Origin of the sequence: Alcanivorax sp. DSM 26293 (assembly GCF_900107995.1) — a bacterium.
GTDB lineage: Bacteria > Pseudomonadota > Gammaproteobacteria > Pseudomonadales > Alcanivoracaceae > Alcanivorax.
The window spans coordinates 224,782-249,881 of the sequence record NZ_FNUM01000004.1 but is presented as its reverse complement, the minus strand read 5'-3'; the positions used below and the strand labels follow the sequence as shown (position 1 = coordinate 249,881).

At 53.3% G+C, this 25,100-nt stretch carries 28 protein-coding genes; 18 read left to right on the top strand and 10 right to left on the bottom strand.

Features of this window, described 5'->3' with window-relative positions; all coding sequences use genetic code 11:
• The first annotated feature begins 33 nt into the window (after positions 1-33).
• The 5 genes from C4S63_RS09655 (at position 34) to C4S63_RS09635 (ending at position 4,286) form a co-directional block, all read left to right on the top strand.
• Positions 34-1,461, top strand: a complete 1,428-nt coding sequence (locus C4S63_RS09655) for a Glu/Leu/Phe/Val dehydrogenase (protein WP_103917430.1) — start codon at positions 34-36, stop codon at positions 1,459-1,461.
• Positions 1,462-1,794: 333 nt separating this feature from the next.
• Positions 1,795-2,169 carry a type II toxin-antitoxin system RelE/ParE family toxin gene (locus tag C4S63_RS09650; RefSeq protein ID WP_063509005.1) on the top strand — a complete coding sequence of 125 codons (375 nt, stop codon included), beginning with the start codon at positions 1,795-1,797 and terminating at the stop codon, positions 2,167-2,169.
• Positions 2,162-2,467, top strand: coding sequence for a DNA-binding transcriptional regulator (locus C4S63_RS09645; RefSeq protein WP_039926534.1), 306 nt, complete (start codon positions 2,162-2,164; stop codon positions 2,465-2,467). Before C4S63_RS09650 ends, C4S63_RS09645 begins: the two co-directional genes overlap by 8 nt.
• Before the next feature lie 255 nt (positions 2,468-2,722).
• Positions 2,723-3,013, top strand: a complete 291-nt coding sequence (locus tag C4S63_RS09640) for a helix-turn-helix domain-containing protein (RefSeq protein WP_063508380.1) — start codon at positions 2,723-2,725, stop codon at positions 3,011-3,013.
• Entirely contained in the window at positions 3,003-4,286 is a 1,284-nt protein-coding gene (locus C4S63_RS09635; protein ID WP_063509006.1) for a type II toxin-antitoxin system HipA family toxin, read from the top strand. The genes C4S63_RS09640 and C4S63_RS09635 overlap by 11 nt, the downstream gene beginning before the upstream one ends.
• 7 nt (positions 4,287-4,293) lie before the next feature.
• Here C4S63_RS09635 and C4S63_RS09630 read toward each other — a convergent pair whose 3' ends face one another.
• Positions 4,294-4,992 (bottom strand): hypothetical protein, encoded by a 699-nt coding sequence (locus C4S63_RS09630; protein ID WP_063509007.1) that lies wholly within the window; start codon positions 4,990-4,992, stop codon positions 4,294-4,296.
• A gap of 150 nt (positions 4,993-5,142) precedes the next feature.
• On the opposite strand from C4S63_RS09630, the gene C4S63_RS09625 reads away from it, so the two are divergent.
• From C4S63_RS09625 to C4S63_RS09605, 5 genes are all read left to right on the top strand, one after another.
• Positions 5,143-6,528 carry a hypothetical protein gene (locus tag C4S63_RS09625; protein ID WP_063509008.1) on the top strand — a complete coding sequence of 462 codons (1,386 nt, stop codon included), beginning with the start codon at positions 5,143-5,145 and terminating at the stop codon, positions 6,526-6,528.
• Positions 6,529-6,848: 320 nt separating this feature from the next.
• A complete protein-coding gene (locus C4S63_RS09620) occupies positions 6,849-7,535 on the top strand; it encodes an inovirus Gp2 family protein (RefSeq protein ID WP_063509009.1) in 687 nt (228 codons plus the stop codon).
• Between the two features lie 60 nt (positions 7,536-7,595).
• Entirely contained in the window at positions 7,596-7,784 is a 189-nt protein-coding gene (locus C4S63_RS09615) for an AlpA family transcriptional regulator (RefSeq protein WP_063509010.1), read from the top strand.
• Between the two features lie 86 nt (positions 7,785-7,870).
• Complete coding sequence (locus C4S63_RS09610; RefSeq protein ID WP_063509011.1) at positions 7,871-8,194, top strand: type II toxin-antitoxin system PrlF family antitoxin; 324 nt, start codon at positions 7,871-7,873, stop codon at positions 8,192-8,194.
• On the top strand, positions 8,191-8,721 hold the full coding sequence (locus C4S63_RS09605; protein WP_063509012.1) for a type II toxin-antitoxin system YhaV family toxin: 531 nt from the start codon (positions 8,191-8,193) through the stop codon (positions 8,719-8,721). Before C4S63_RS09610 ends, C4S63_RS09605 begins: the two co-directional genes overlap by 4 nt.
• A gap of 130 nt (positions 8,722-8,851) precedes the next feature.
• Here the strand turns inward: C4S63_RS09605 and C4S63_RS09600 are convergent, their stop codons facing one another.
• The 3 genes from C4S63_RS09600 to C4S63_RS09590 form a co-directional block, all read right to left on the bottom strand.
• Entirely contained in the window at positions 8,852-9,208 is a 357-nt protein-coding gene (locus C4S63_RS09600) for a hypothetical protein (protein ID WP_035249895.1), read from the bottom strand.
• A gap of 84 nt (positions 9,209-9,292) precedes the next feature.
• Positions 9,293-10,081, bottom strand: coding sequence for a hypothetical protein (locus C4S63_RS09595; protein WP_063508933.1), 789 nt, complete (start codon positions 10,079-10,081; stop codon positions 9,293-9,295).
• Positions 10,082-10,120: 39 nt separating this feature from the next.
• Entirely contained in the window at positions 10,121-10,681 is a 561-nt protein-coding gene (locus C4S63_RS09590; RefSeq protein ID WP_063508934.1) for a DUF4339 domain-containing protein, read from the bottom strand.
• A 250-nt stretch (positions 10,682-10,931) separates the two neighbouring features.
• Between C4S63_RS09590 and C4S63_RS09585 the strand changes: the two genes are divergently transcribed.
• Positions 10,932-11,261, top strand: a complete 330-nt coding sequence (locus tag C4S63_RS09585; RefSeq protein WP_230457725.1) for a helix-turn-helix domain-containing protein — start codon at positions 10,932-10,934, stop codon at positions 11,259-11,261.
• Here the strand turns inward: C4S63_RS09585 and C4S63_RS09580 are convergent.
• The 6 genes from C4S63_RS09580 to C4S63_RS09555 form a co-directional block, all read right to left on the bottom strand.
• Positions 11,258-12,139: a hydrolase or metal-binding protein gene (locus C4S63_RS09580; RefSeq protein ID WP_103917429.1), complete on the bottom strand. Its 882-nt coding sequence runs from the start codon at positions 12,137-12,139 to the stop codon at positions 11,258-11,260. The two genes, C4S63_RS09585 and C4S63_RS09580, sit on opposite strands and share 4 nt — an antisense overlap.
• 95 nt (positions 12,140-12,234) lie before the next feature.
• Positions 12,235-13,242 carry a YqaJ viral recombinase family protein gene (locus C4S63_RS09575; protein WP_062814933.1) on the bottom strand — a complete coding sequence of 336 codons (1,008 nt, stop codon included), beginning with the start codon at positions 13,240-13,242 and terminating at the stop codon, positions 12,235-12,237.
• Positions 13,239-13,739 carry a hypothetical protein gene (locus tag C4S63_RS09570; protein WP_233192295.1) on the bottom strand — a complete coding sequence of 167 codons (501 nt, stop codon included), beginning with the start codon at positions 13,737-13,739 and terminating at the stop codon, positions 13,239-13,241. The genes C4S63_RS09575 and C4S63_RS09570 overlap by 4 nt, the downstream gene beginning before the upstream one ends.
• 84 nt (positions 13,740-13,823) lie before the next feature.
• The gene (locus C4S63_RS09565) at positions 13,824-14,792 is read right to left on the bottom strand and encodes a DUF932 domain-containing protein (protein ID WP_103917428.1); all 969 of its coding nucleotides are present in this window, start codon (positions 14,790-14,792) and stop codon (positions 13,824-13,826) included.
• Between the two features lie 100 nt (positions 14,793-14,892).
• Positions 14,893-15,387: a RadC family protein gene (locus C4S63_RS09560; RefSeq protein ID WP_063508940.1), complete on the bottom strand. Its 495-nt coding sequence runs from the start codon at positions 15,385-15,387 to the stop codon at positions 14,893-14,895.
• A gap of 79 nt (positions 15,388-15,466) precedes the next feature.
• Positions 15,467-15,799: a membrane protein gene (locus tag C4S63_RS09555; RefSeq protein ID WP_035248785.1), complete on the bottom strand. Its 333-nt coding sequence runs from the start codon at positions 15,797-15,799 to the stop codon at positions 15,467-15,469.
• An 877-nt stretch (positions 15,800-16,676) separates the two neighbouring features.
• Between C4S63_RS09555 and C4S63_RS09550 the strand changes: the two genes are divergently transcribed.
• The 7 genes from C4S63_RS09550 to C4S63_RS09520 are packed head-to-tail and all read left to right on the top strand — an operon-like array spanning position 16,677 to position 25,031.
• On the top strand, positions 16,677-17,546 hold the full coding sequence (locus tag C4S63_RS09550; RefSeq protein WP_035248744.1) for a metal-dependent hydrolase: 870 nt from the start codon (positions 16,677-16,679) through the stop codon (positions 17,544-17,546).
• The gene (locus tag C4S63_RS09545) at positions 17,546-18,547 is read left to right on the top strand and encodes a BtrH N-terminal domain-containing protein (protein ID WP_022983819.1); all 1,002 of its coding nucleotides are present in this window, start codon (positions 17,546-17,548) and stop codon (positions 18,545-18,547) included. Before C4S63_RS09550 ends, C4S63_RS09545 begins: the two co-directional genes overlap by 1 nt.
• Complete coding sequence (locus C4S63_RS09540; RefSeq protein ID WP_234999980.1) at positions 18,522-19,502, top strand: PaaI family thioesterase; 981 nt, start codon at positions 18,522-18,524, stop codon at positions 19,500-19,502. The genes C4S63_RS09545 and C4S63_RS09540 overlap by 26 nt, the downstream gene beginning before the upstream one ends.
• Before the next feature lie 58 nt (positions 19,503-19,560).
• Positions 19,561-21,111: a long-chain-fatty-acid--CoA ligase gene (locus C4S63_RS09535; protein ID WP_035248742.1), complete on the top strand. Its 1,551-nt coding sequence runs from the start codon at positions 19,561-19,563 to the stop codon at positions 21,109-21,111.
• Between the two features lie 47 nt (positions 21,112-21,158).
• On the top strand, positions 21,159-22,319 hold the full coding sequence (locus tag C4S63_RS09530; protein WP_007150215.1) for an acyl-CoA dehydrogenase family protein: 1,161 nt from the start codon (positions 21,159-21,161) through the stop codon (positions 22,317-22,319).
• An 8-nt stretch (positions 22,320-22,327) separates the two neighbouring features.
• A complete protein-coding gene (locus tag C4S63_RS09525; RefSeq protein WP_035248740.1) occupies positions 22,328-23,443 on the top strand; it encodes an acyl-CoA dehydrogenase family protein in 1,116 nt (371 codons plus the stop codon).
• Positions 23,430-25,031 (top strand): GMC family oxidoreductase, encoded by a 1,602-nt coding sequence (locus C4S63_RS09520; protein ID WP_035248738.1) that lies wholly within the window; start codon positions 23,430-23,432, stop codon positions 25,029-25,031. Before C4S63_RS09525 ends, C4S63_RS09520 begins: the two co-directional genes overlap by 14 nt.
• The last annotated feature ends 69 nt before the right edge of the window (positions 25,032-25,100 follow it).

The following is a 25,100-nucleotide window of genomic DNA, read 5'->3' as shown; positions in this document are numbered from 1 at the left end:
TCTACCAAGAACAACAGGACTGACGGAGCAGCCATGAGCGATACCAAATACGCCCAGAAGGGCATGTCATTTCGGGAAAGCGTTGAACACATGGTCGACCATGCCATCGACATCATGGGGCTCGATGCGGGCATGGGCAATGCCATGAAAGTGTGCCAGAGCGTGGTGCAGGTGTCTTTCCCCGTGGAGATCAATGGAAAGGCAGAAATCTTCACCGGCTGGCGCGCCACCCACAGTGATCATCGGCTGCCTTCCAAGGGCGGCATTCGTTACGCCCCGATTGTGGATCAGGATGAAGTGGAAGCGCTGGCAGCGCTGATGACCTACAAGTGCGCCATTGTCGATGTGCCCTTCGGCGGCTCAAAGGGCGGGCTGGTGATCGACCCGAAAAAATACGAGCGGCACCAACTGGAAGCCATCACCCGCCGTTTTGCCCGCGAACTCATCAACAAGGGCTACCTGAGCCCGTCCCAGAATGTGCCGGCGCCGGACATGGGCACCGGTCCGCAGGAAATGGGCTGGATGGTGGACACCTACAAACAGATGTTCCCCAACGACATTAATTACATGGGCGCGCTGACCGGTAAACCGGTGGAGCACGGCGGGGTCCGTGGCCGCAATGAGGCCACCGGGCGGGGCGTGCAATATGCACTGCGTGAACTATTCCGACACCCGGAAGAAATCAAGCGTGCCGGGCTGTCGGGTTCACTGGCAGGCAAACGGGTGATTGTTCAGGGGCTGGGTAACGTGGGCTATCACGCGGCGCACTTCCTGGAAACGGAAGACGATTGCCGCATTACCGCCATCATCGAACGGGATGGCGCTATCATTAATGAAGACGGCCTCAACGTGGGCGCGGTGCGCCAGCATATTGTGGAAACAGGCGGTGTGAAGGGGTTTGCCGGTGCGGATTATCTGGAAGACGGCATCAAGGCGCTGGAAAGAGCGTGCGATATTCTGATACCGGCAGCACTGGAAGGTGTCATCACCGCCGGAAACGCGCCGCGTATTCAGGCCAAGCTGATCGCGGAAGCGGCCAACGGGCCGGTGACGTTTGAAGCGGATCGGATTCTTCGCGAAAAGGGTGTGGAAATTATTCCGGATGCCTACTGCAATGCCGGTGGTGTGATCGTTTCCTACTTCGAATGGATTCGTAACCTCAACCACGTGCGCTTCGGACGCCTGGACAAGCGCTTCCACGAAGCCCGTGGCCAGCATGTGATTGATGCCATCGAGCAGGCCACCAACACCAAGGTGCCCGAGCATATCGTCAAGGAACTGGCTCGCGGCGCCGACGAGTTCGATCTGGTGCGCTCCGGGCTGGATGATTCCATGCGCCTGGCCTTGCAGGAGATCATTCGTACCCGTAACGAGAACCCGAAAATTGACGATTACCGGATGGCGGCCTATGTGATCGCCATCGAGAAAGTCTCCCGGCATTACCGGGATATCGGTTTCTGAAAAAGGAAAATGGCGCGGGGCTTATTCGATATTCTGGATCTTCTTGTTGGTTAAAAATTAAAAATATTTTAAAATCAGTATCTTATTGTGCTATTTGCATGGTGATTTTTGCTTTGCCCACCATGCTGCCCACCACTTTTAAGCCCTTGATTTAGCTTAATGAGCAAATGCGCGGCGCCTTTTTGTCTGCGCGCAGCTGGTCAAAATTTAACCGATTTTTTAGGTTTATGAGGAGGGTTCTCTGCTCCTGCTGTTGCTACTAGAGTGATGATTGTGGCGTGGTTGTCTATGGCACTAGGTGCTATACTTTGACGAGGCTGGCAAGGGCATGAGATGCGGATATTCAAGAACAGGCCATTCAGTAAGTGGGCATCAAAAGAGGGCTTGAATGACGCCTTGCTGCTTGCGGCGGTTGATGAAATGGAGCGTGGCCTGATTGATGCGAATTTGGGTGGCCATGTGGTGAAAAAACGTGTGGCTGTCGGTGGCCAAGGCAAAAGCGGAGGGATGAGGACCCTGCTGGCGTACAGGGTTGGTGATAAGGCCTTCTTTGTTTATGGCTTCGCTAAAAGCGCACGCGCGAATATCTCTGCTGATGAGCTGAGGGCCTTGAAATATTTGGCAAAAGAGCTGCTGAGCTATAGCGATAGGGCATTGGCCAAAGCGATAAAGAGTGGTGCGTTAATTGAGGTGAAGAGCGATGAGTAAGTCAATACTGGACGCAGTGCATGAATCGGCGAAAGATCTGCACGAAGCGGGGGTAATGAAAGAGGCGACTCTCCGTGAGTTCGATGCGCTCTGTCTGCCGCCTGTGAAAGAGTATACGGCGGTGCAGATCAGGCGTATCCGCACTCGAAATCGCGCCAGCCAAGGCGTGTTTGCTGCCTATCTGAATACCAGTGTGTCCACGGTGCAGAAGTGGGAGCAAGGCCAGAAAAAGCCGAATGGCCCTTCGCTAAAGCTGCTGAATCTGGTGGCGGAAAAGGGGCTGGAAGTGCTGGCCTGAGTGGCTTGTGTGGGGCGCTCTGGTTACTTGATGCCGAGCGTCCTCCAGCGTCCGTGTTGTCTGCGTAAAACCCATCAGCCCCTTTGCCACTGCCTTCATCGGGCGTAATGCCTCTACAGCTAGCTTATGGCTCCAAGATTCTGGATCGCAGCAATACTTGGCAGTCGGGATAGGGGGGGTATGAAAAGACATAATAGTGTCTATTTTTTGTTTTTGTGCAATGATTGGACATCATTGTGTCTGATTTGGAATGATATGACACCGTCCCTGATTGACGATGCCGATGTCCAGCAGGCATTTGCCACCCATCTGCGACGTTTGCGCAAGCAGGCCAAGCTGTCTCGCGATGCGCTAGCTGCGCGTAGTGGTGTGCCAGCATCCACCATCAAGAAATTCGAGCTCACCGGCCAAATTTCGTTCCGGCAGCTGCTATTCCTCTGGCAGAGTCTGGATGATCTACGTCGCCTGTATGCGTTGACTCGCCATTCCCTCAGCGAAGCTGAGTTGCCATCCAGTATCGATGAGGTGTTGAGCGATGACCTTTAAACCGGTCCGCAAGCTGACGGTAACCCGCACGCTGGCAACGGGGCAGGCGGTGACGGTAGGCGTGCTGGCGCAGAACCGGCAGGGCGTCTTTTTTCAGTACGATGCCGATTATCTCGGGCGCTTCGGAAACCTGTCGCCCTTTGGCCTGAAGGCAACCACTGAGCTGCAGCTTGCTCCCAAAAGGCCGCATTCCGGCCTGCATGGCCTGTTCGGCGATAGTCTGCCTGATGGCTGGGGTTCCTTGCTGCAAGACCGAGTGTTCCGACAGCATGGCATTCTCCCTGCCCAGATCACCGCCATGGATCGCCTGGCGTTTGTAGGGGCTTCCGGGATGGGGGCCCTGTCATTCTCGCCGACCTCGGAATACCGGCTTGCCTCAACCGGCGACATCGACCTGGCGAAGCTGGGTCTGGAGGCGCAGGCGTTTTTTGACGGTCAGACGGAAGAGGTGCTGGCGGATCTGGTGGCAGCAGGTAGCTCCGGTGGTGCCAGACCCAAAGCGCAGTTCTACATCTCCCCGGATGAGCCAGATCGCTGCCGCACGGTGGCGAGGCCAGGCGATGAGGCCTGGCTGGTCAAGTTTACCTCCAGGAATCTGCCCCTCGGCCATGAGGAAGGGCTCTGTGAAGCGGTCTATCTGCACCTGGCCGGAAAGCTGGGGCTGGAGCCGCCTGAGTGGCGATTGTTTGAGGCGCCAGAGCAAAGTGGTGCCCGTGCCTGGCTTGGGGTAAAGCGGTTCGATTGGGTAAGCCATCCCCAAAAGGCAGGTCGACTCCATATGCACAGTGCCTGTGGCTTGCTGGATGCGGATTTCCGGACGCCTAGCCTGGATTACGAGGATCTGCTCAAGGCCAGCCGCCATCTTTGCCGGTCGCCAGCGGTCGGCAAGCTGCAGTTCCGCAGAGCCATGTTCAACCTGTTTGCCTGCAACCAAGATGACCACAGCAAGAACTGGGCTTTCCTGCAGGATGATGCCGGCGAATGGGTGCCTGCCCCTTTCTACGATGTGACCTTTAGCCCTCACCCCTACCAGGAGCATGCCACCGCTTATGCCGGTTTCGGCAAGAATCCGCCGCTAAAAGCCATCCAAGGACTGGCGGCGCGGGCTGGGTACGCCAAGTGGGAGCTGGCCCGGAAAGATATTGATGGGATCGTGGATGCTCTCGCTGATTTCGCTGCCGTTGCCAGAGATTTCGGAGTAGATCGTGGTACTGCTGAGCTGATTGGTCGGCAGCTTGATGAGTTAAGGAAGGTGTATGGGGTAAGTCGCTAGTTTGAGGTCATGCCTGTGTATCTTGGTCTTGTCTGTCGTGGTCAGTCTCGGTCTGTTGCTGGGGGCGTTTTTCGAGCTCTAGACGGATTGACTGATCAGTTTTCTTGAAGTGTTGAGCTTTTAGAGTCTCATAATCTGGGCCAGGGGTTTCGTTGGAGAGCCCCCAGCTTTCTAGCTTTGCTTGTAGTTCGGATAGCATGTTTATCTGTTGGTTGATAATTCGATCCCTGGATTGAACAGCATTCACAAGACCTTCGATCTGACTTCCTAGGATTGCTTGTGAGTTGTCTGGCTGAAATAGAGTGGCTTTTCTGGTGTGGGCAGTTGCCATGGCCATTCGCTTTCCCTCCCTCTTCCCCCACTCAAAATCTTTGGCTGATTGATTGATCAGAAACTCGAGCATCTCAGGCACGGATTTTCGGTATTCGTTACGCAATTTTGTGAGTTGGTCGTCTGCTTTTTTGCTAAGAAAAAAGTTGTAATTTTTCTCCCCCTTTTGCTTTGATTCTTGTCGCTTTCTGTGGCGGTCGAGGGCTGCCTCGAATAATCGCATTGCCTCTTTATCTAGGCGATTAACCTGTTGTAGTTGCTGAAACGTGCTGTCGTGTGGAGGGACTGATCGAGAGTAGCCTTTCTTCCGTAGGTAGCTCAGAGCCCATTCGTATTCAGCGGTATCGCCTTGATTCAAGAGCTCGACTATTGACATGACTGCCGTGTCCGTAACGTTATAAACTAGTAGATACTAGTTTATAACTAGTTTTAGATTAATGCAATAGAAAATGTTGAGCTGTAACATCATTGGCGCCGAAGCTACTCTAGTCGCTACAATTTTAGGGTAAAAATATGGGGATTAATTGTGACTAACGAAGATGTTATCTGCTGGGCTCTCAAACTCCGGGATGACCGGGTGTCTGCAATAGACAAGTATTTCCTCATTGCGGTTTGGAGGCGCTACGGGACCAACACCGTCACGGATAAAGTAAAAGATCTAGCACAAAAGATCCAGCTCAATGACCGCTATGTGAGCAGCTCTAGGAATGCTTGGGTTGAGGTAGGTGTGGTTGAGCTCTGCCCTATGCCGGGAGCTGAGAGCAAAAGGGGTAGGAGACAGAAAAGCTTCAGAATCAATATTGAGAGGCTGGCTGCGTTAGTAGAGGGGGATAAGGCTTTTTCACTAAATCAAAATCTGATCAGGGGGCTCTTTTGCCAAAATGAAAGGTTGGGTCGGATTCGGGTGAAAAGGGAAGAGGGGAGCGATGCGCTGACTGTGAACAGCTTGGTCTTGCTCGGGGTGCTTGTGATGTCTGCTGATAAGACAGGGTATGTCAGTGGCTATGGGGAGAAGGCTTTGAGAGAGATGGCGGGACTTGAAAAGTCACAGTTTCGGTATGCGCTCAATCAACTTGCTGAGGTTGGGGTGCTCGGAAACTGGCTACCCGGTATTAGCAGTAAACATCTGTTTGGGAGAAGGCCAGGGGTCTATTGGCTCAATTTAGGGCATTCTTTCTTCGGGGAGGATAGGGTCCATTGTATCTATGTATTCGATCGGTTGGCTTGGAGGCCGCTTGATAGGATATGCGATTTCTATGGCCTTTTTGGAGCAAGAACTTTTAGGAGGCTTGATAAGGAGGAGCTGGCTAAGATTGAGCAAAGAGAGGGATTGCCGGCTGGTTGGAGCGAATATTTCCGGGATAGACCGTGGTTTAAGACTGCAGGGCATCTCGCCTGTCTATTGGCCCAGCATGCATGCCTTGTTCTTGAAAGGAGAGTTGTGGATGAGGATGGCCTTGGTGATGGGGAGGGTGAATCATTAAGTGAGGATTTGGGGCGAGAGCTGGGTACGGAGCATTGGTTTGAGCATATGGCCGAAGACAAGAGGGCGCTGTTGCCTACTGTGTTGGAGTATTTGGTCGATCATGGGGTGAAGAAATGGGCTGATGCGGCCATGAGCCTCTATAAGGAGGCTCTGAAGGGGGCTGATTTGGAGTGTTTTTTGTGTGAGAGCACCAAATTTAGGATTTATAGCTCGTATCAGCTGATCAATGCTGAGACCGGAAGGTTATGGACCCTGGCTATTTTCCCAGGGAGTGAGAAGCAGCTGGAAGAGAGCATATTCCTGTTTCGGGATTTTCAGGGAGGGAAAAAGCGCTGGGAGCGGTTGAATAAAGAGACGGAGATTAAAGATGCCTCTTTGGTTCATATGGGGCTACGAAAAGGTTTCGGCGGTGGATTGTCAGATTAGAGGTTGTCTAAATCCAGAGAGGGTCTTAGGTCTGGCGACTGTGAGTGTCGGGACTTTCAAATGGGGTAGGAAGAGAGGAAAACTGGTTTCAGTGCATCATATATTTCCAGAGTGAAATTTGGTTGCCCTTCAGGGTGAGCCCCTTGATGGCTGCGCTGCAGTGTGCCTTTCTCAGGCATCTCAGCTGTCTGTTATAGATATATAGGTTTTATCATTGAAGTACGCTTGGTAGCCAATGGCTATAGCGTGGTGGAGGCTAATCCGAGTAAGAAATTACGTGTGTGCCTGTTCTTGTGTTCAACAACGAATAGGACACAGACATGGCAACACGACATCCCCACAACCCCAACCTGACCTTAGTGGAAGGCACTGAATGGAACGGTCTTCCGCTGCTGCCCAAGCACTCTCCCTACATTGAGCAGTATCTTGAGAGAATCCTGGAAACCATGAAGAAGGCGGTGGACAGGTATCGACGAACCACGGCTATCCGCTTCGATCTCAGAATCCCTGTCGACTTCCCTGAGCCAGACTCCAGTGTGATATCGAGCTTCTTTGAATCTCTGCAGGCGAAAATCAACGCCCACCAATTGAGAAAGGCCAGGCAGGGACAGAGAGTGCACTCCTGCGAACTCCGATATGTTTGGGCGAGAGAGCAAAACATATCGCGCCATCGCCATTACCATTGTTGCATATTGTTGAACGGAGACGCTTACCGCTATCTCGGGGCATTCGGCTGTAATGGCCACCCGGAAGAAGAGGAAAGGATCGCAGCGGAAAATATGTCGGGAAGAATCCGTAGCGCCTGGTGCAGTGCGCTGAGGCTTCCTTGGGGTGCTGGCCAGTGGCTAGTGCATTTCCCTACCAATGGGACCTACTACATTGATGCGAACTCAGTGACGATATTCGACCGGTATGTGGATCTATTCAGGAGACTTAGCTACTTCGCCAAGGCCGAGACCAAGCGATATGGGGATGGCTCCAATAGCTTTGGATGCAGTCGTCGGTAGTGGTCAGGCTGGTTAGTTTTTACCGCCATGCCGCATCTCATGAGATGAAGGAGATTGCTCATGAGAATCATGCGATTGAAAGAAGTGATGGATACCACCGGCCTGGGACGGTCCTACATTTACAAGCTGATTGCGGACGGGGTCTTTCCAAAGCCGGTTCCGCTGGGTGCCCGTGCAACGGGGTGGGTCTCTGACGAGGTGGAATCCTGGATTCTGGAGAGAATTGGAGAGAGGGATCAGGTGGGGTGATGTTTTTGGTAATGCGATTGCATTGACGCATGTAATGCGGTTGCATTACCATCTGCCTGTCATCCCCCATCGCGCAGGAGGCGGCCATGGCCACCCTTGAAGTTGAATCCACGCTGACAGATCGGTATCAGACCACCGTGCCGGAAACGGTTCGTCGTGCTCTCAAGCTCAATAAGCGAGACAAGATTCAGTATGTCATCCGCCAAAACGGCGAAGTGGTCTTGACCCGCGCTACCAACGAAGGCGATGACCCGGCTCTGGGGTCGTTCCTGGATTTCCTGGCGAGTGATATCGCCGAGCATCCGGAGCACATCCTTGCGGTTGAGGATGCGTTAATGCAGCGTATCCAGTCGCTGACGAAGGGTGTCGAGGTTGATCTGGATGCGTCTTTACAGGAAGACGATGAATGAGTGGGAGGCAATCGACCGCTCTGACTATCAATGGTTGGGCGGTCTTCGCTCACCCATTATTTCTGGAACAGCTTGAAACCCTGGCAAGGCAAGTCGAAAGCCTTAAGGAAAAAAATCCTGAGGGGTTCACCAAGAAAAATGCCACCAAGCGGTTAGCTGCGATTGCCAAGCTGGCTTTCGAGGTCATCCCGCAGGACCCTACAAAACCGGATTTCCGGCAGGGGGGCACGCTTGGTGAGGATTACAAGCACTGGTTCCGTGCGAAGTTCTTTCAGCAATACCGGTTGTTCTTTCGCTACCACGCCTCAAGCAAGGTTATTGTCTATGCTTGGGTCAATGATGAAGGCACCAAGCGGGCGTATGAGAGCTCCGATGATGCCTACCGGGTTTTCCGCAAGATGTTGAAAAGTGGCCACCCTCCCGATGATTGGGATCAGCTTTTGATCGAAGTAAGACGGGATGAGCAGAGTCAGGAAGCCATGCGTTCCCTAGCCGAGCAAGCCCAAAATCAGGACATGGGTTACTGATCTTCTTTGCCGTTGTTTCGAGTTCGCAAATCCTCTTGATGGTGTAGGGTTTTGCCATCCCGAATATGTATAAGAAGAGTTTGTACACCAACCTGAAGTGGGCTGATCGACTAACTGATTCTGTGGAGAATCAGTCCTTTTTGTAAATGACGGTCACTTTGCCGGCAGGTTTGTTCTTGCCTATCTCATAATCAGGGTTGAAAGTGGCGAGGTTATGAGCGGCGATGCCAATCACTGAGGCAAAGCCAGTAACCTGGGTAAAGCCAGTCGGGATAGCGAAGCTGGCTAAGGAGGCCGCTCTGTATTCTGTGTACACGCGGCAACGTAGCCCTTTTTTTTCAATGGCTCCCTCGACTTTATTTACCACGGAGCTGATGTTCTTGACCGCGACAATTTGAAAGGAAGCTTTCTTGGCAATGAGTTCGGAGAGCTTTTCAGTAGTGATGTCTTCGGAGGTGTATTTTTCGATGTCAATATCTTTGCTCATTGAGTTGTCCTAGTTTGAGGAGATGATAAAACGGGCAGATTCGCTGCCCGTTCTAGTCAGCGACTGGGTCTTATTGAAGTATGATCAAAGCTCCGCTATTTGCTGTAGGGCATCTTCATAAGCAAATAGTGTGTCGAAGTTTTCGTTGTAAATTAGGTAGAGGGCGGACTGTATGTTCTCGTGTGGCGTTTCTTCGATGGTATCTTTGAATATGTTGGTATGATGCATGCTTCCGGAAAGCACCATGAAGCTTTCGTCCTCCATTACCACCCAGTCAATGGTTTCAAAGGCCCTGGCTCCTTTGTATTTCTCAAGAGTCTCCTGAGCCAGAGAGAGGGAGTCCTGGTTTTCTTTTTCAATCATCGAGATTTGGTTTTTTATGCTCCGGACCTCTCTTTCGTGATTCTCAATATCGGCTATTGATTGCTGTTTGACACGAGGCCAAACCGTGTAGCTGGAGCCGTTTTCTGTTTTCCTTTCAGTCCAAGAATTACCGCTATCGATATGATTTTGGGCTTTCTTTAATAGTTGTTTTTCTCTCGCTATTTCTGATTCGAGTTCGTTTAACCTTTCCTGCAATGTGATCAGCCTGCTGTCGTTTTTTGCAGCATCGATCATTTCATTTGCTGTATCCCTGTAATTCTTTTCTATGTCCTTGAAATTACAGGTGTAACGAACGACATCTCGGCCCCGTTCGTCCTCAATGACAGACCAGTCTGTGCTCTCACAAAGCTTACGGTTATCCAGGGCCTGGCCAACTTTATATTCAGGGAGTAATTCAAGGCGCCCTTCCCGAATGACGTCTATTTCAGAAGAGCACCCGGATAGGGCTGCCAGGGAAATGCATGCTAGGGCTACTTTGAGGTTTTTCATGATGGTTCTCTTTTAAAATCGTTCCATGATGTGATTGGCTTAAGCACCAACCACAATTAATAGGAAACAGACGATCCAGACGATGAAGTACGCCAGGTTCTGCTTCAGGGCTTGGGATCGTTGGTAGAGATAGACGGGCACCAGCCACACCCATCCACCAAATGTGCTGGTGTCAGTGCCGGCTTTCTTGAGTCTCTTTTCATCCAGGAAAGACAGGGCAATATTGAGTATGAGAGTGATGTAAATGAAATGGCCGCTGGCAACGGCTTGCTCGGCACGGTACTCGCTGCTGTGAACCATGTAGGCCACAAAGTATTCCAGGGTGAGGCCGATCAGTGGGGCAAACGCCAGAATCCATACAACGGTGTTGTTGACTTTGGCGCCGGTTAGCGGCGGTGGGGTCGTATCATCAAAGTGTTCCCGAAGCTGGGTATCTTCGATGTTGGTCCAGTCCGCGAACCCCTTCTTCCAGACGGATGATCCGTGGCGCAGTGTGCCGTTGCTGATCAGGGTGATAAGATCGGTTTCAGAAACGCCCCCCTTCCTTTCCCCGTTGAGTTCGTAGAACCAGATCTCGTTCCCGGTGGTACTGTTTTCCATTGTTCATTCCTTGTAGTGGCTGTCCTTCCATGGTTTTTAGCCAAGCACAGGTCGAGTGCTGTGCCTGGGAAGGGCGGTCTCCCCCAAGCGCTGTGTCCGCTGGTTTGGAAGGTGTGTCTCAGTTTGAGTGTTATGTAATTCAAGACTCGCAAAGTATTGCAATGCTATACCTTAAGGGTCAAGTATTCCGGTACGACAGAGGTATGGCACTGCCGTAGCGTTGCTCTATCAGATTGATGGAGTGGGCGTGATGAGCTTTCCCGAGCGCCTGAAGGCAGCACGGTTGGCGTTGGGTCTGACCCAAGAGCAGTTGGGCGACGAGCTTCATGTGACCAAATCCACGATATCCGCCTGGGAAAATGGCCGTGATTCGCCCGGATTTCGTTTACTGCCGAAGTTGAAGGCGGTCCTCGGTGTATCGCTGGATCATCTGATCTGCGGTGATCAGGTTGAGGGTGCCTCAGAGCTGAAGTCCAAGTATGACGCTCAGGTACGTAATGACGCCGAAGCCCAACTGCTCAAGGGCTATCGGCGCCTGTCCGTTAAGCGTCGCCAAGGTCTGCTGGCCATGATTGATTAGCCTGCCTTCTTCCCGGCTAATTTCTGGCTGAGTTCCTGTGCCGACTGTGGTTGGACATTGCCCGATGGTGTAGCACCCTCCGGCACGAACTCCTCCACAAGCTGCAACCCTTCCTCCTCCGAGTACTCGAACTGAGCGTTGAGCAGGCCGGCATGGGCCACCTTGTCCAGCTCTGCCTGGTGGATGCCCTGGTTTTCCCTGGCCTTGGCCGTTTCTCTAGCGTAGCTGACGGCGTCCTCCATGGATTGCTCAGCGCGCAGTGTCAGATCCACGTAATAGATCGGCGCCCGGTGACTCTGGGTGGTGCTCTTCCCGCGTAGCTTCAATTCCAGGGGAAGGGTGGCCAGGTTGCCGCCACTGATGGCATGGAAGTAACGCAGCCGGGCAGCCAGGGTGCGGATGCTGTTGTAGCCGGTGGTCCGGAACACGAAGCAGCCCAGTTCATCCTCTTCCCCGATCCGTACATACAGCCGCCCGTAGGGCTTGCACAGATCGTGGGCGCCGAATTCGCATAGGTCGGGTGACGGGCAGGGCAGTTGTTCCAGGCCCTGGTCGGTGCGGCGTCGACAGCTCTCACCGTCGCCACTGCACAGGGGCCGGCCACTCTTGCGCTCGAAGAAGGTGTACTCCGCCCGCAGATTCAGGTCCGGATCATTGAAGGGCAGGGTGACGGGAATGCTGCGTAGTTTCTTGCCCTGACCCTCCTGGCGCAGAGCCTCATCCAGTGGGTGCGGTAGCCAGCCCTCCCGGGTCTGGATCTGGGTAGTAATGGTGAATTGGTCGTCTTTCTCCGGCAGACGCTTGCCGTTCTTTTCCACCATGCGGCCAATACTGATACGGCCAATTACGGGTGGAGTAATGGCGAGTCCTTTGATCATGGGAGTCTCCTGTTATAAAAAACGCACAGCCGCCGGGCAGGGCCCGGCGTTTATGCTTTTAGGCTGGCGTGTTGAATGAGGTGATGCGAGAACGATCAGGTGGTGGCCTTGACCAGGAACCGGCGGCTGCCGGCCCGATGCTTGGGGAATTGCTGCAGTAGCGCGGGCTGAGCCTTGAGCAGGGCGTCAGTATCGAGCACCGTACTGTCCTTGCTGCGCTTCCAGCTCACCTGGCCGTCGATGAAGTAAGCCCGAGCGGCGTCACCCATGCGTTGCTGGATGCGTTGCTTGAGCCGGGCTTCCCGTTCGGCCAGACGGGCCAAGCGTTCCCGGATATCCAGCATCTCACTGAAGTCGCCGTTGAGTGCGGTGTCTTCAATGAGATCCAGGGCTTCGCCATCATCACGAGGGTAGAGCGCTCGCAATGACTGGTCGGCGGAGTCGGAGCCATCGGCGTCGGGTGGTGTATCGGTTTCTACCAAGTGCCAAAATGCCCGCTCCAGCTCGATCAGTTGCTTGATGACGGTTTCATCCCGCTCGATGCGGTGTATCTGCAATTCCTGCCCGCAGATCAGCACCGCCACGTCCGCCGCCTGCTTGCCGGTGACGGCCAGCTGATGCTGTACCTGACACTGGATGTACTCCGGTACCCCCTCGGCCCAGAGCCTGGCGCCATTAAGGCCAGTGGTTTTGCATTCCAGGATCTGCACCTCTGGATTGCCCACAACGGAATAATCCAGATTGGCCAGCATCCAGGACTTGTCCGCATCCGGGTGCTGGAGCACGGCATTCACTCGCCGGACCTTGTTGCCCGTCGCCTTGGCATAGGCCTCGGCCACCTTGGGTTCAAGCAGGTTGCCCCAGTACAGCGGGGTATGGATGTCGTCCGGATTAGGAGCTGGTAACAGGCCATCCCGACCGGTCTTGATCATCCACAGCTCCAGGGGCGACTGATACGGGTTGAGCCCCACCGCCGCAGCGGCATCGCTGGCCCCGATACCTTGCTTGCGGACCTTGAGCCACTGTTCCCGGTTCATGCCCTTGGTGGACACCAGGCGCAGGGCCGGACGGGATGAGGGTTTGATAGCGCGGGGTGTACTCATGAGTGACCTCCTTCCAGTTGGGTCAGCCGCTTGGTAAAGCGATCATGGAGATTGATCAGCCGATGGGTCTGGGGCGTCTGATCCGAGGGGATCTCATGACTGCCGCCTTGACTGAAGAAGGTGACTACCAGATCGGTGATCATCTGTTGGATGTCGTCATGGGGTGGCAGATTGCCGTCATTCTCGAGCAGATAGGTGCCCAGCTGTTCGCCCAGGATGGACACCACCTCGTACTCGAACACCCCAGGAAACCCTTGCGGGCCGTACCAGTAGGGTTGCACCTGTTTCCAGATATCGGGGATGAAGTCACACAGGGTGCTGATCAGTTCGATACAGCCATTACCCCAGATCTCCAGAAGCCGGGTACCGCGCTCCTTGTTCAGCATCACCCCTTCATGGAGAAAGGCGCCCCAAATGGCGGCCAGATGCGGGGAGAGGGGAGGCGCAGAGCATCTGGCTTCCGGGCCCACACGGTTATCGTGATTAGGTTCTGTCATGGTCAGGCTCCAAACAATAAAAAGCCCGACCGGCACAGAGCGGGTCGGGCTTTAGTCGAGGGAAAAGAATGAGTAGGGAATCAGTCAGGCCACCAGTTCCAGGGTCTGGCTCAGGGCCCGCTGCTTGATTTGGGCCCCCTTGCCGAACCAGGCGGAATCCAGCCGGTTGTCGGTACTGCGGGCGCGACGTTCGTGGTCCACGAACTCGGTGACGGCATTGAGCAGGCCGTAGGCCGTGTTCTTGGCTGACGGCAACTCCGCGCCGCGACCGGCCCCGTCATACAACGCCATGGCCTTCTTCATGGCCTGTTCGTTGGGCTTCACCAGCATGTCCCCAGAGGAGTAGTTCACATCGGTGAAGACCGAGCGCATGACCTTCTCGGCGGTCTTGCGGGTAATGCGCCGCTCGCTGAGGGCCTTCAGGCGATACATGAAGTCATCCCAGGCGGAGACGGAGATCCCGAGCTGCTTCTTGACAGCCTGGGCATCGAAGGTGGTGTTGTGGCGGACCTTCACCGCCTGGCCGGCGCCATTGAGAGCTACCGCCAAGGTGTTGTTACACACCACTCGGATGCTGGTGAACTGGGCAGTGGTAGCCAGGGTGCCGTCACAGGCGGTAGCCAGCAGCACATAGCCGTTGGTCTGGTCATTGCCTGCCAAGGAGCCTGTTTGCCCGGTGCGGGCCAGTGCCCACAGCTTGCGGCCCCCTTTAAGGACGCCAGCGGTTTCCAGCTCAAAACCAGAGCGCTCGGTGAGATCCCGGTAGAACTCCAGGATCTGCCGGGGTTGAACCACCTTGAAGCGGTTACTCACTACCGAAAGAGGCGCCTGATTGTCTGAGCGGAACAGAACCTTCTGATCCGGGAAGGATGAGATCTGCCCGAGAGCCCCGGCCTCGCTACTAATGAAGCGAACAGGGGTCTCACGGATCTCCCAGTCCATGCCGGCTTCCTGCATCCAGACATTGAGGGGTTGTTGGGCGGCGAGCTGGTTGCCCAGCCCGTGCCAGGGGGTACGTCCTGCATAGGCCATGCTTTCGACAAGATGTGCCATGGTAAATCTCCAAGAATAACGATGAGCCCAAAACGGGCGGCTTAACGAATGAGAAGAGGTGGTTGAGTCAGTGGTAGAGCAAAAGCCGAAGAGTGAAGGCTCAGAGCCAGCCACGCTGGGCTAAGCTGACCCACTCGGAGCGGGACACGACGAAGTGATCCAAGACCCGCACATCGATCAGGGCCAGAGCGTCCTTGAGCCGGGTAGTGATGGTGCGATCAGCCTGGGAGGGCTCACAGCACCCGGAGGGATGGTTATGGGCGAAGATTACGGCAGCGGCATTGCAGGCCAGGGCCTGCTGTACCACCACACGGGGGTACACCGCCGCGCCATCAATGGTGCCGTTGAACAAGGGCTCGAAACTGAGCACCTTATGCTTGTTGTTGAGGAAGATGGCCGCGAAGACCTCGTTCTTCTTCTGGGCCAGGGCCATCTGCAGGAACTGGGCGACATCGGTGGGAGTGGTTAGCGCCTCCCGACCGGTCAGCTCATCCAGAAGAATGGTGGCCGCCGTACTGACAATTTCCTCAGGCTTAACGCAGCCCTGTACGTGGTACAGGCCCTGCTCGTTCTTTACGAAAGTGGGAATATCCATCCAGGCCTCCATAGCGGCATAAAGAAGCCCGCACTGGGCGGGCTTCAGGGGTGTGTGAGTGGTAAGGGGAGAGTGGGACTTACTCGGCATCGAGGCGGAAGCTGTGTCCGCAATCCAGGCATTCCAGGTTGTCGAGATAGGTCTCGTCGAGCTTGGCGCCCAGCGCAGCACCAGCTTCACCACCGGCCACGCCGCCAGCCAAACCGCCAAACACGGCACCGGCGATACCGCCGATGGCGGACCCGGCAGGGCCAAACGCCAGGCCGACCGTAGCGCCCACGCGAGCACCGCTGCTAGCCATGGCAATGCCGCTGGCGGCACCTGCAACCGTGCCTACAGAGCCGCCGACCTTGCGGCCATTCTGCAGGGCGACAACGCGGATGGAACGGCAGGACGGACATTGAATGATCATGAAACCTCCATGAGACAGGGTCAGGAAGGCCATTCCTTCCTGGCTTCATAGAGGTGATATATGGTTGAAAAAATCTGGGATAGTGGCCGCATTTCTCTTCATGCGGGTAGTTGAAGTTTCTGTGTAGTATTTGGATAGTTCGATACTACGCCGATCGCTCTTCTCTATTTAGTTGGCCGATGTTGGTGAGCTGCGGCCTAACATGCCTCTCATCTTCTCGACAGCACCTGCTTGGTGAATTCTCATACGAGTTAGGGCGGGCCTGAATATCGTGCATTTTTCGGTTTTATGATGCTCAAGAAAAGCAGCAATCAGGCGCGGCAGCTCCCGTTTCACTCCGAACAGGTTATTGGCCCCGCCAAGGTATATAGCCTGTTGGTATTCTAGGCTTGGCCAAGGTGGCACCTTTCTGTAGCCGAAGATACCTTTAATCACCCGGAATGTATGTTCACGTTAGTTCGCGCGCTGGTTTGCTGGTCTCGCATTGCTGTGCTGTCTTCCTCGTCGTGGATTGCATTCCAGAACGTTCAGCGATAAATCACTTAGTCTTGCGCTTCTTTCTTTGCGATTCTGGATATTGCAATAACTAGAATCTTGCACAGATTCAGCTCATCCCGCAGGCATCGAAAGTTCAAGGTGGAAGTTTCATCGGCATTCCGGGAAAGATAAATATTCGAAAAACAGCACACCGATTCAATTTTATACAGCGTATCTTCCATGGTCGGACCACACTTCCAAAACCATTTAAATGCAGCTTTATGCATAATGACTGCTTCACAGAGGAGACTTGCGACCTAAGGTTATTGACATTTGGTTGTTCAGCCAAATAAGATCAAGGGATGTCACTACGTAGACAGCCTGTTTATTTGGAGGAATTATGAGTTCTGTATCAATTCAGCCGCGCAAAGTCGCTTTTGATGTCTCGTCAGTGCCACGGCACTGGAATGGCGGTGACCCCGTGCTGACCCGCTTCTTTGATGCCCTCTCAGTGCATTTCCCGGAGGGGGAGCGCTTCTTTATCCAGTCAGTGCGTAACTTCAAGGATCAAGTGACAGATGATCAGCTGAGCGAGGATATTCGTCACTTTATTCGCCAGGAAGGTCAGCACGGGATTGTCCATGATCGTTTCAACGATGTGATGGCCAGCCAGGGCGTGGATGTGGATAAGGTCACTGCGAATCTAAGGACCTTTATTCGCACCACACAAAAGTACCTGCCGAAGAAGTATCAGCTCGCCATGACGGCGGCGTTTGAGCACTTTACGGCAACCCTGGGCGAAACCATGGTCAGCGAGAAGAGCGAGATGTTTAGCGAGGCTGACCCCGTCATGAGAGCGCTATTTCTGTGGCACGGGGTCGAAGAAGTAGAGCACAAGGCCGTGGCCTATGATCTTTATCAGGGCGCAGCAGGTGGAGGCTACTTGACGCGCGCGTCTGCGTTGGTGGTTGCGACCCTGATGGTTCACCTTGTCGTGGCTCCAGTATTTTGGAATATGCTCAAGCTTGATGGCGTAACGCGCCAGCCTGGTGTGATTCTGCGAGGCCTGAACAAGCTTTATGGGCGAAAAGGTATTCTCACAGGCATGCTGCCTGATTTCCTCGCTTGGTTCCGCCCTGGATTTCACCCTTGGGATACCGGTATGCCTGAGAAGGTTGCCGCGTGGTTGGCGGAGTATGAGACTCATGGAGATCCGATGCGGGCATCGGAAACCATTTACGGTCCGGCTCCAGTGAGTGAGGCAGCCTGATGCATGGAGACAAGCAGGATCTCCCCAGTACCGTCGATGTTCCACATACACATCGGCCTGGGCGTCACTGTGGCAGTTCAGCTATCAGAGACCTGCTGGAGTTTCATGGGCTTAATTTGACGGAAGCTTTCTGCTTCGGGCTGGGTGCCGGGCTTGGTATTACTTATGTGGAAATACCAGGCACGGACACCCCGTTTATTGTCCATGTCCGTTCAATGGGATTTGAGGAAACGGTGTTCTCTACACTGGGCGTGCCGTTTCGCTGGGAAACTTGGCAAGATAAATGTGCTGCCGCCGATGCGCTGGATGCCCATCTTGATGCGGGGCGGCCTGCGCTTCTCTTAACTGATATTTTTTACCTTCCTTATTTCAAGAGCAGTACACATTTCCCCGGTCACGCCATCGTCGCCTGGCAGCGAGCCGAGAAGGGCGAGACGATGCTCGTTAGCGATACCGAGCGCCCAGGGCTTTTAGAGGTGCCTCGTGACAAGTTGGTTGAAGCCAGATTCTCCTTGTCGCCACCCTTTATCCATCATGGTTCATTGTTCGCACCCGAAAGTGTTTCGGTTCAGGTGTCTCCCGAGAACGTGCGCAGTGCGATTGTGAAGAATGCAGATAATCTACTGCAAGGAAGCAGGAATCACGGTATTCAAGCGCTAACAACTTGGATCCAGGAACTTCCTCGCTGGAAGGCAGTGGATAAATGGCAATGGTTGCTCCGTTTCGCCTATCAAGTGATCGAGAAGCGTGGAACGGGGGGCAGCGGTTTTAGAGCGATGTATTCAGAATTTCTCGATGAAGCGAGTGAAATTGTTCCTGAAATACATGAGGCAGGCTTGGTCGAGTTGATGCGCGCGAGTGCTGCGGCATGGTCCGCTCTGGCTGATTGTCTGCGAAAGGGGTCTGAAAGTGAAACATTCCCTGAAGAGGCAATAACGGACGCCATTGAATCTGTGCGTGTTGCAGAGACCCGGTATGCGGATGCCGCTTCAACATTCTGATAAAAAGTTGCTAACTATGACAGCTGAGACATCACTCCCGAGAGAACTGCTTGCCGCAAAGGCTTTTTTTGGTTCAGGGCATCCGTTGTTCAGGGTTTTTGGTATCGCAATGGATGACACTACCAAAGATGGCGCGGTAATGAGCATGCCTTGTGTGGAAGAGGTTTGTGATCAACAGGGAAAGCTTCATCGGGGAGCCATCGCTACCTTGCTTGATACGGCATGTGGTTTGGCGATTTTTGTGCGCCTCGGCGACATGCGCCCAATTGCGACAATTGACTTGCGCGTTGATTTCATCGCTAAACCCGAGGCTGGCGAAGGGGTGGCATGTAATGTCACCTGTTTTGCAGTTGAAGAAAATATTGCCTATGTCCGTGGAGAGGCATTTGGGCGTGATGGCGGCAATTTGCTGGCGTCGGTATCAGGCAGTTTTGCGATAGGAACGGCAGGCCCGTCCTTTGATCAATCTGTGAATCCTAGCAATAAGATAGCCCCCTCCAAGAAAAAAACAATCGATGATGAAGGAATCATCAGCTTCGAAACAGAAAGGGTAACCGCTCTCTCTACTGTGGTCGGCGATGTATCACCATACGAAAAATTTCTTGGTATGACGGCTTCGGACGATAATGGCGAAGCAACCTATAAAATGCCGTTTCGCGAGCAGCACATTGGCAACCCTCTGATCAAGACTTTTCATGGCGGTATTATCGCAAGCTTCGCGGAGCTTGTTGCTGGCGCGCACTTAACAGCGAATCAGACTGAACAAAATAAGCCAGTATGTTCAAGTATGACTCTGGATTATTTGCGCCCGGCCTTTGCGGGTACGTTGGTGGCCAAGCCGAACATTATTCGTGAAGGAAAGCGCTTCATTGTGGTTGTTGTGGATGTGTTTCTTGATGGCGCCCAGGTTTCCCGAGGTCGCTTCATTTATAAGAGAGCCTTCGCTTCCAGCTAATCCAATCTATAAACAACCCTCCCCCCTTCCTTTTCTGCCTCAATAGAGGAGTTCTGTTATGTATATTTCACAGACTTTGCGCCGTGCGGTTCAATTAAACGGCCAAGGTACGGCTACCGTTTTTGCTGGTCGGCGGCAAACCTGGCGAGAGTTTGAAGACCGTATCGCATGCCTTGCTAACGGGTTGCTAAGTCTGGGCGTCAATGCGGGTGACAGGGTTGCCATACTGGCATTAAACAGCGATCGCTACCTGGAGTATTTCTATGCAGTGCCGTGGGCCGGTGCGGCAGTGAATCCCGTCAATATTCGGCTCGCACCACCTGAAATCGCCTATACCTTGAATGACTCAGGTTCTAAAGTGCTTTTCGTTGATGACACCTTTGCAGCATTGCTGCCATCCCTACAGCCACAGCTTGAGTCTATCAAGCATGTTGTCTTCATGGGTGAGGGTGAGTGTCCACAAGGGTGTATTGATTATGAATCCCTTGTCGCCAACGCCGATCGAATCCGTGACGCCAATGCTGGCGGTGACGATCTGGCGGGGCTGTTTTATACCGGTGGTACCACTGGGCGGTCAAAAGGCGTGATGCTGAGTCATGACAACCTGGTATTCAATGCCCTAAACGTGGTTGCCGAGATGGGCTATGACAGTGACACCATATATATGCATGCCGGGCCCATGTTCCACTTGGCTGATATGGCCAGCACGTTTGCCGTGACACTGGCTGCGGGGACACATGGCATTGTTCCTCGCTTTGATGTTGATGAAGTGCTGGCTTTCATTGAGCAGGAGAAAGTCACGAACACCCTGTTGGTGCCGACCATGGTCAATCTTCTAGCCTCATCTGGGCGCATCGCCAATTACGATGTCAGCAGCATAAAACGCATGCTGTATGGCGCCTCGCCAATGCCAGAGGCGGTATTGATTAGTGCTATGGAACAAATGCCGACAGTGTCATTTGCTCAGGGCTATGGCCAGACCGAAGCCTCCCCAATCATTACCTCACTCGGGCCAGAACATCACATTCCCGGCGGAGAAAAATTACGTAGCGCCGGTCGCGCAGCACTGGGTGTGGAGGTGGTGGTGCTTGATGAAAATGATCAGGTGGTATCTCAAGGTACGGTTGGCGAAATATGTGCGCGGGGACCAAACGTCATGTTGGGTTACTGGGGAATGGAATCAACAACCGCTGATACCTTGCGCAATGGTTGGCTACATACCGGCGACCTTGGCTACATGGACGAGGATGGATTTGTCTTCATCGTTGATCGAGCCAAGGACATGGTAATCAGCGGTGGAGAAAATATTTTCTCTGTTGAAGTTGAAGGTGCCATTTATAGCCATCCTGCGGTACAGGAGTGCGCGGTAATTGGTATTCCCGATGAACGCTGGGGTGAAGCTGTGCATGCAATCGTGGTGCTGCGTGAAGGAGAGCACGCCAGTGAGGCAGAGATTATCGAACATTGCCGTGAAAGAATTGCAGGTTACAAAGTGCCTCGTAGCGTTGATTTTAAGGCAGAGTCGTTGCCGGTGAGTGGGGCAGGTAAGGTGCTGAAAAACGAACTGCGAGCCCCCTTTTGGGAGAGCAACGGTAAACAGGTTAATTGAGTAATTGATGACCTTGTATTGCGAAATTTATTGGCTTGGAGGCTTCCATGAATCTGGATTTCAGTAATGACGAAAAAGAATTTCGTAAGAGTATCCGGCAGTGGATGAAGGAAAATGTGCCTGATGATATTCGGCGCTGTACTGCCCGAGGAGCGATGCCAGACAAGAATATGCAGCAACGATGGGAGCGTTTGCTGGGCAGTCAAGGTTGGCTCACGTCTACTTGGCCAGAACAATTTGGTGGCCCAGGGTGGAGCGCAACCCAGCGGTATATTTTCGATCAGGAACGCGCCTCGGCAGGGGCTCCGCCAACAAGTCCTTTTGGTGTGGCCATGGTTGGGCCGGTGTTATATACCTTTGGTTCTGAAGCACAGAAGGAACGGTGGTTGCCCGGCATTCAGCGTGGCGAAACGCTATGGTGCCAAGGTTATTCTGAGCCCAATGCGGGCTCAGATCTGGCCTCGTTAAAAACGCGAGCCACGCGTAATGGCGACCATTATTTGGTTAATGGTCAAAAAATCTGGACGACACAGGCCCATTGGGCAGACATGATGTTTTGCTTGGTGCGAACGGATAGCACCGTGAAACAGCAGCAGGGTATTTCATTCCTGCTGATCGATATGAAAACCCCCGGGCTTGAAGTACGGCCGATTTATTCAATTGATGGGCATCATCACCTTAACGAAGTCTATTTTACCGACGTGAAAGTGCCTGTGGAAAATTTGGTGGGTCAAGAAGGAATGGGGTGGACCATTGCCAAGTTTCTTCTTACCCACGAACGCACCACCATTGCCGGTGTGGCGGATATTCACTACGAAATCAATCGCCTTAAAAGTGCTATCGATGCGCTACCAACGGAAACAGATAAGCAGTTGGCGGTGCGTCGGTTGGCTGGCTTGGAAGTCGATCTTATGGCACTGGAATACACCAACTTTCGCACCGTTGCTGCCACAGATGAAGGCAAGCCGTTCGGCCCAGAATCGTCAGGACTGAAAATCAAAGGCACGGAACTACAGCAAAGGGTTTCCCAAGCGATGGTGGAAATCGGAGGTTTGATGTCTTTGCCATGGGATAACGAGGAGCCCATTGGGGAGCAAATTTTTAATCAGGCCAGTCGCCGCTATAACTTCCTGCGTGCGTGCACCATCTATGGTGGATCTAACGAGATCCAGAAAAACGTGTTGGCGAAGATGTTGCTCGGATTGTGAGGTGAAAAATGGATTTCAAGTTACCCGAAAATACCACCATGATTGCGGATACCGCGCGCCGTTATCTTAAAGACAACTATTCATTTGACACCTACATTGCACAGTTGAATGAGAGTAATCACCTTGAAGCGAATCGCTGGCAGGCCATGAATGATTTGGGTTGGTTTGGCCTTCCGTTTGCTGAATCTGTTGGAGGGTATGGCGGCTCATTGCTTGACGTGTGCGCCATTGTTCAGGAGTTAGGAGCCGCGCTTTGTCTTGACCCTTTTGTCGATTTAATTGTTTCCCCCGGCAAGTTATTGGAGTTCGCCAATACGCCAACATCCTTGGCGTTGCTTGATCGCATTATTGCTGGTGAGGCACGTGTGGCTTGCGGTCTTTATGACCGGCATGCCGGTTATCACGTGCTGAACCCTTCCTTGAGGCTAAACGGAGAACGACTTTCCGGGCAGAAGCACGTTGTGTCTGATGGTGGCGTTGCAGACGCCGTGCTCGTCTCCGCTATGTCTGGTGATGAGTTGGTCATTGTCGCGCTACCTTTCGACGCCTGTGACGTTGAAAGATATCGACTGCTCGATGGAAGCCGTGCTGCCAGTTTGACGCTTGATGATGTGCTCATCACAGACGAAATGGTTTTGTGTCGTGGTGATGCGGCAAAGCAAGCGGTTTCTGCCTGGTTCGATTATCTGTGCGCATTGGACTGCGCACGTATGTACGGCGCCTGCCGAGAGGTGTATCAGGCCACTCTGGAATACGCTCGAACGCGTAAACAGTTTGGTAGAACGATTGGCAGTTTTCAGGTAATCCAGCACTACCTTGTTGATGCGTTTATTGATCTCCAGCAGCTGGAATCCATGCTCTTGATGGTGTCAGTAAAAGGAGAGAGCGCAAACGTCGGTGAGCGCGGGCGCGCGACAGCGGCGGCAAAGGCTTACTACGCAAACCGGGCCGTTGGTATCACTCAGCAAGGTATCCAGATCCATGGTGGCGTTGGTGTTACGGAAGAGCTGAACATTGGCCATTACTTCCGTCTGGTGACACATGCATCATTGAGTCATGGCGACCGAGAGCACCACATGTCACGGTTTATTCAGGCGGGGGAGAAGCAAAATGAAGTCGTTTGATTTTATCGTCGTGGGGGCGGGCTCTTCGGGCTGTGTTCTTGCCAACCGGTTAAGCGAGTGCGGCAAGTATTCCGTTTGTCTTATTGAGGCCGGCCCCCACGATAATAGCGGTTTTATTAATATTCCGTTTGGACTCATCGGTCTAATTAAACAAGGAAAGCGAAACTGGGGCTACGACACCGCGCCACAAAGTCACCTTAATAAAAGGCGCCTCTACTGGCCGCGAGGAAAAACACTGGGGGGCAGCAGCTCAATCAATGCCATGGTCTACATTCGAGGCCAACAACAAGACTATGATGACTGGGCAGCGCAAGGCGCAACAGGGTGGGCGTGGAAAGATGTGCAGCCGGTATTCAATGCACATGAAAACAATGAACAATACTCCGCTGACAATTGGCATGGTGTGGGTGGGCCACTGAATGTTACCCGAGTCAGGGATGTTAACCCGTTAACCCCGCTGTTTATTAAGTCCGGTGAAGAGCTGGGTTATACCCGAAACGATGATTTTAACGGGCCGGAACAGAAAGGCTTTGGCCGGTTTCAGGTAACACAAAAAGAAGGGCGCCGGTGGAGTGCCGCGCGTGCTTTCCTGGATCCTGCACGTGGCCGCGATAACTTGCACATCATGACGGATGTGCAGGTAACCAAGGTGTTACTGGATTGCGGCAGGGCGATTGGCGTCGAAATTTGTGATAGTGATGGTGCTCAATCGGTCATTCGTACGAACAAAGAAGTCATCCTGTCCGGTGGGGCGATCAATACCCCTCAGTTGCTGATGTTGTCGGGTATTGGAGAGCGAGAGCACCTATCGAAAATCGGCATCACCTGTTTGCAAGACTCGCCGGAAGTTGGGGAGAACCTTCAAGATCACCTTGATATGACCGTCATGATCAAGGACAAAAGCCGTCAATCAATCGGCATGTCACCGTTTTTTATACCTCGGCTGATTAGTGCCTTCTACCAGTATTTTCGTCATCGGCGCGGCTTTCTTGCCAGTAACGCGGCGGAAGCAGGGGCTTTTGTCAGCCTGCTCAGCGAGCCGGATCGTCCGGATGCTCAGCTACACTTTTTACCGGCTTATCTTCGAGATCATGGACGTCAGTTGACGCCAGGGTTTGGTTGTACGATTCATGTGTGCCAACTCAGGCCTAAGAGTCGAGGACAGATTCGATTGGCCAATAGCGATCCATTTGCTGCGCCTTTGATAGACCCAAACTATCTTTCTCATCCTGACGATATTCTTGTGCTCCGTGAAGGCGTGAAACTAGCCAGAAAAGTGTTTCACAGTCATTCTTTCAGCTCTGCTTTTGGCGGTGATGACGAACCGGCTTCCAGCGTGGAGAGTGATGACCAGATTGACGCGGATATTCGCCAGCGCGCTGAAACAATCTACCATCCCGTCGGCACTTGCCGAATGGGTAGTGATGAAAAAGCGGTGGTGGATGTCCGTCTGCGGGTAAACGGTGTGAAGGGGTTGCGTGTCGCCGATGCCTCGATCATGCCACTGTTGATCAGTGGTAATACGAACGCGCCATGTATGATGATTGGCGAGCGAGCGGCACAATTCATTCTAGAGGATGCGCAATAAAGATCGGCTAGAGAAAAGCTATGATAAAAGGTGTAATGCCGGAGTTGCATGGAAGCAATTCCGGCATTT

What these genes read in the sequence shown, in the direction of transcription:
- C4S63_RS09545 (WP_022983819.1), top strand. Translation starts at nt 17,546, where the DNA reads ATGCATGGAGACAAGCAGGATCTCCCCAGTACCGTCGATGTTCCACAT.
- C4S63_RS09590 (WP_063508934.1), bottom strand. Translation starts at nt 10,681, where the DNA reads ATGGAAAACAGTACCACCGGGAACGAGATCTGGTTCTACGAACTCAAC.
- C4S63_RS09605 (WP_063509012.1), top strand. Translation starts at nt 8,191, where the DNA reads ATGAGTGGGAGGCAATCGACCGCTCTGACTATCAATGGTTGGGCGGTC.
- C4S63_RS09630 (WP_063509007.1), bottom strand. Translation starts at nt 4,992, where the DNA reads ATGTCAATAGTCGAGCTCTTGAATCAAGGCGATACCGCTGAATACGAA.
- C4S63_RS09555 (WP_035248785.1), bottom strand. Translation starts at nt 15,799, where the DNA reads ATGATCATTCAATGTCCGTCCTGCCGTTCCATCCGCGTTGTCGCCCTG.
- C4S63_RS09580 (WP_103917429.1), bottom strand. Translation starts at nt 12,139, where the DNA reads ATGATCAAAGGACTCGCCATTACTCCACCCGTAATTGGCCGTATCAGT.
- C4S63_RS09550 (WP_035248744.1), top strand. Translation starts at nt 16,677, where the DNA reads ATGAGTTCTGTATCAATTCAGCCGCGCAAAGTCGCTTTTGATGTCTCG.
- C4S63_RS09520 (WP_035248738.1), top strand. Translation starts at nt 23,430, where the DNA reads ATGAAGTCGTTTGATTTTATCGTCGTGGGGGCGGGCTCTTCGGGCTGT.
- C4S63_RS09585 (WP_230457725.1), top strand. Translation starts at nt 10,932, where the DNA reads ATGAGCTTTCCCGAGCGCCTGAAGGCAGCACGGTTGGCGTTGGGTCTG.
- C4S63_RS09570 (WP_233192295.1), bottom strand. Translation starts at nt 13,739, where the DNA reads ATGACAGAACCTAATCACGATAACCGTGTGGGCCCGGAAGCCAGATGC.
- C4S63_RS09645 (WP_039926534.1), top strand. Translation starts at nt 2,162, where the DNA reads ATGAGTAAGTCAATACTGGACGCAGTGCATGAATCGGCGAAAGATCTG.
- C4S63_RS09540 (WP_234999980.1), top strand. Translation starts at nt 18,522, where the DNA reads ATGCGGATGCCGCTTCAACATTCTGATAAAAAGTTGCTAACTATGACA.
- C4S63_RS09565 (WP_103917428.1), bottom strand. Translation starts at nt 14,792, where the DNA reads ATGGCACATCTTGTCGAAAGCATGGCCTATGCAGGACGTACCCCCTGG.
- C4S63_RS09635 (WP_063509006.1), top strand. Translation starts at nt 3,003, where the DNA reads ATGACCTTTAAACCGGTCCGCAAGCTGACGGTAACCCGCACGCTGGCA.
- C4S63_RS09610 (WP_063509011.1), top strand. Translation starts at nt 7,871, where the DNA reads ATGGCCACCCTTGAAGTTGAATCCACGCTGACAGATCGGTATCAGACC.
- C4S63_RS09650 (WP_063509005.1), top strand. Translation starts at nt 1,795, where the DNA reads ATGCGGATATTCAAGAACAGGCCATTCAGTAAGTGGGCATCAAAAGAG.
- C4S63_RS09560 (WP_063508940.1), bottom strand. Translation starts at nt 15,387, where the DNA reads ATGGATATTCCCACTTTCGTAAAGAACGAGCAGGGCCTGTACCACGTA.
- C4S63_RS09595 (WP_063508933.1), bottom strand. Translation starts at nt 10,081, where the DNA reads ATGAAAAACCTCAAAGTAGCCCTAGCATGCATTTCCCTGGCAGCCCTA.
- C4S63_RS09640 (WP_063508380.1), top strand. Translation starts at nt 2,723, where the DNA reads ATGACACCGTCCCTGATTGACGATGCCGATGTCCAGCAGGCATTTGCC.
- C4S63_RS09575 (WP_062814933.1), bottom strand. Translation starts at nt 13,242, where the DNA reads ATGAGTACACCCCGCGCTATCAAACCCTCATCCCGTCCGGCCCTGCGC.
- C4S63_RS09655 (WP_103917430.1), top strand. Translation starts at nt 34, where the DNA reads ATGAGCGATACCAAATACGCCCAGAAGGGCATGTCATTTCGGGAAAGC.
- C4S63_RS09600 (WP_035249895.1), bottom strand. Translation starts at nt 9,208, where the DNA reads ATGAGCAAAGATATTGACATCGAAAAATACACCTCCGAAGACATCACT.
- C4S63_RS09620 (WP_063509009.1), top strand. Translation starts at nt 6,849, where the DNA reads ATGGCAACACGACATCCCCACAACCCCAACCTGACCTTAGTGGAAGGC.
- C4S63_RS09535 (WP_035248742.1), top strand. Translation starts at nt 19,561, where the DNA reads ATGTATATTTCACAGACTTTGCGCCGTGCGGTTCAATTAAACGGCCAA.
- C4S63_RS09615 (WP_063509010.1), top strand. Translation starts at nt 7,596, where the DNA reads ATGAGAATCATGCGATTGAAAGAAGTGATGGATACCACCGGCCTGGGA.
- C4S63_RS09525 (WP_035248740.1), top strand. Translation starts at nt 22,328, where the DNA reads ATGGATTTCAAGTTACCCGAAAATACCACCATGATTGCGGATACCGCG.
- C4S63_RS09530 (WP_007150215.1), top strand. Translation starts at nt 21,159, where the DNA reads ATGAATCTGGATTTCAGTAATGACGAAAAAGAATTTCGTAAGAGTATC.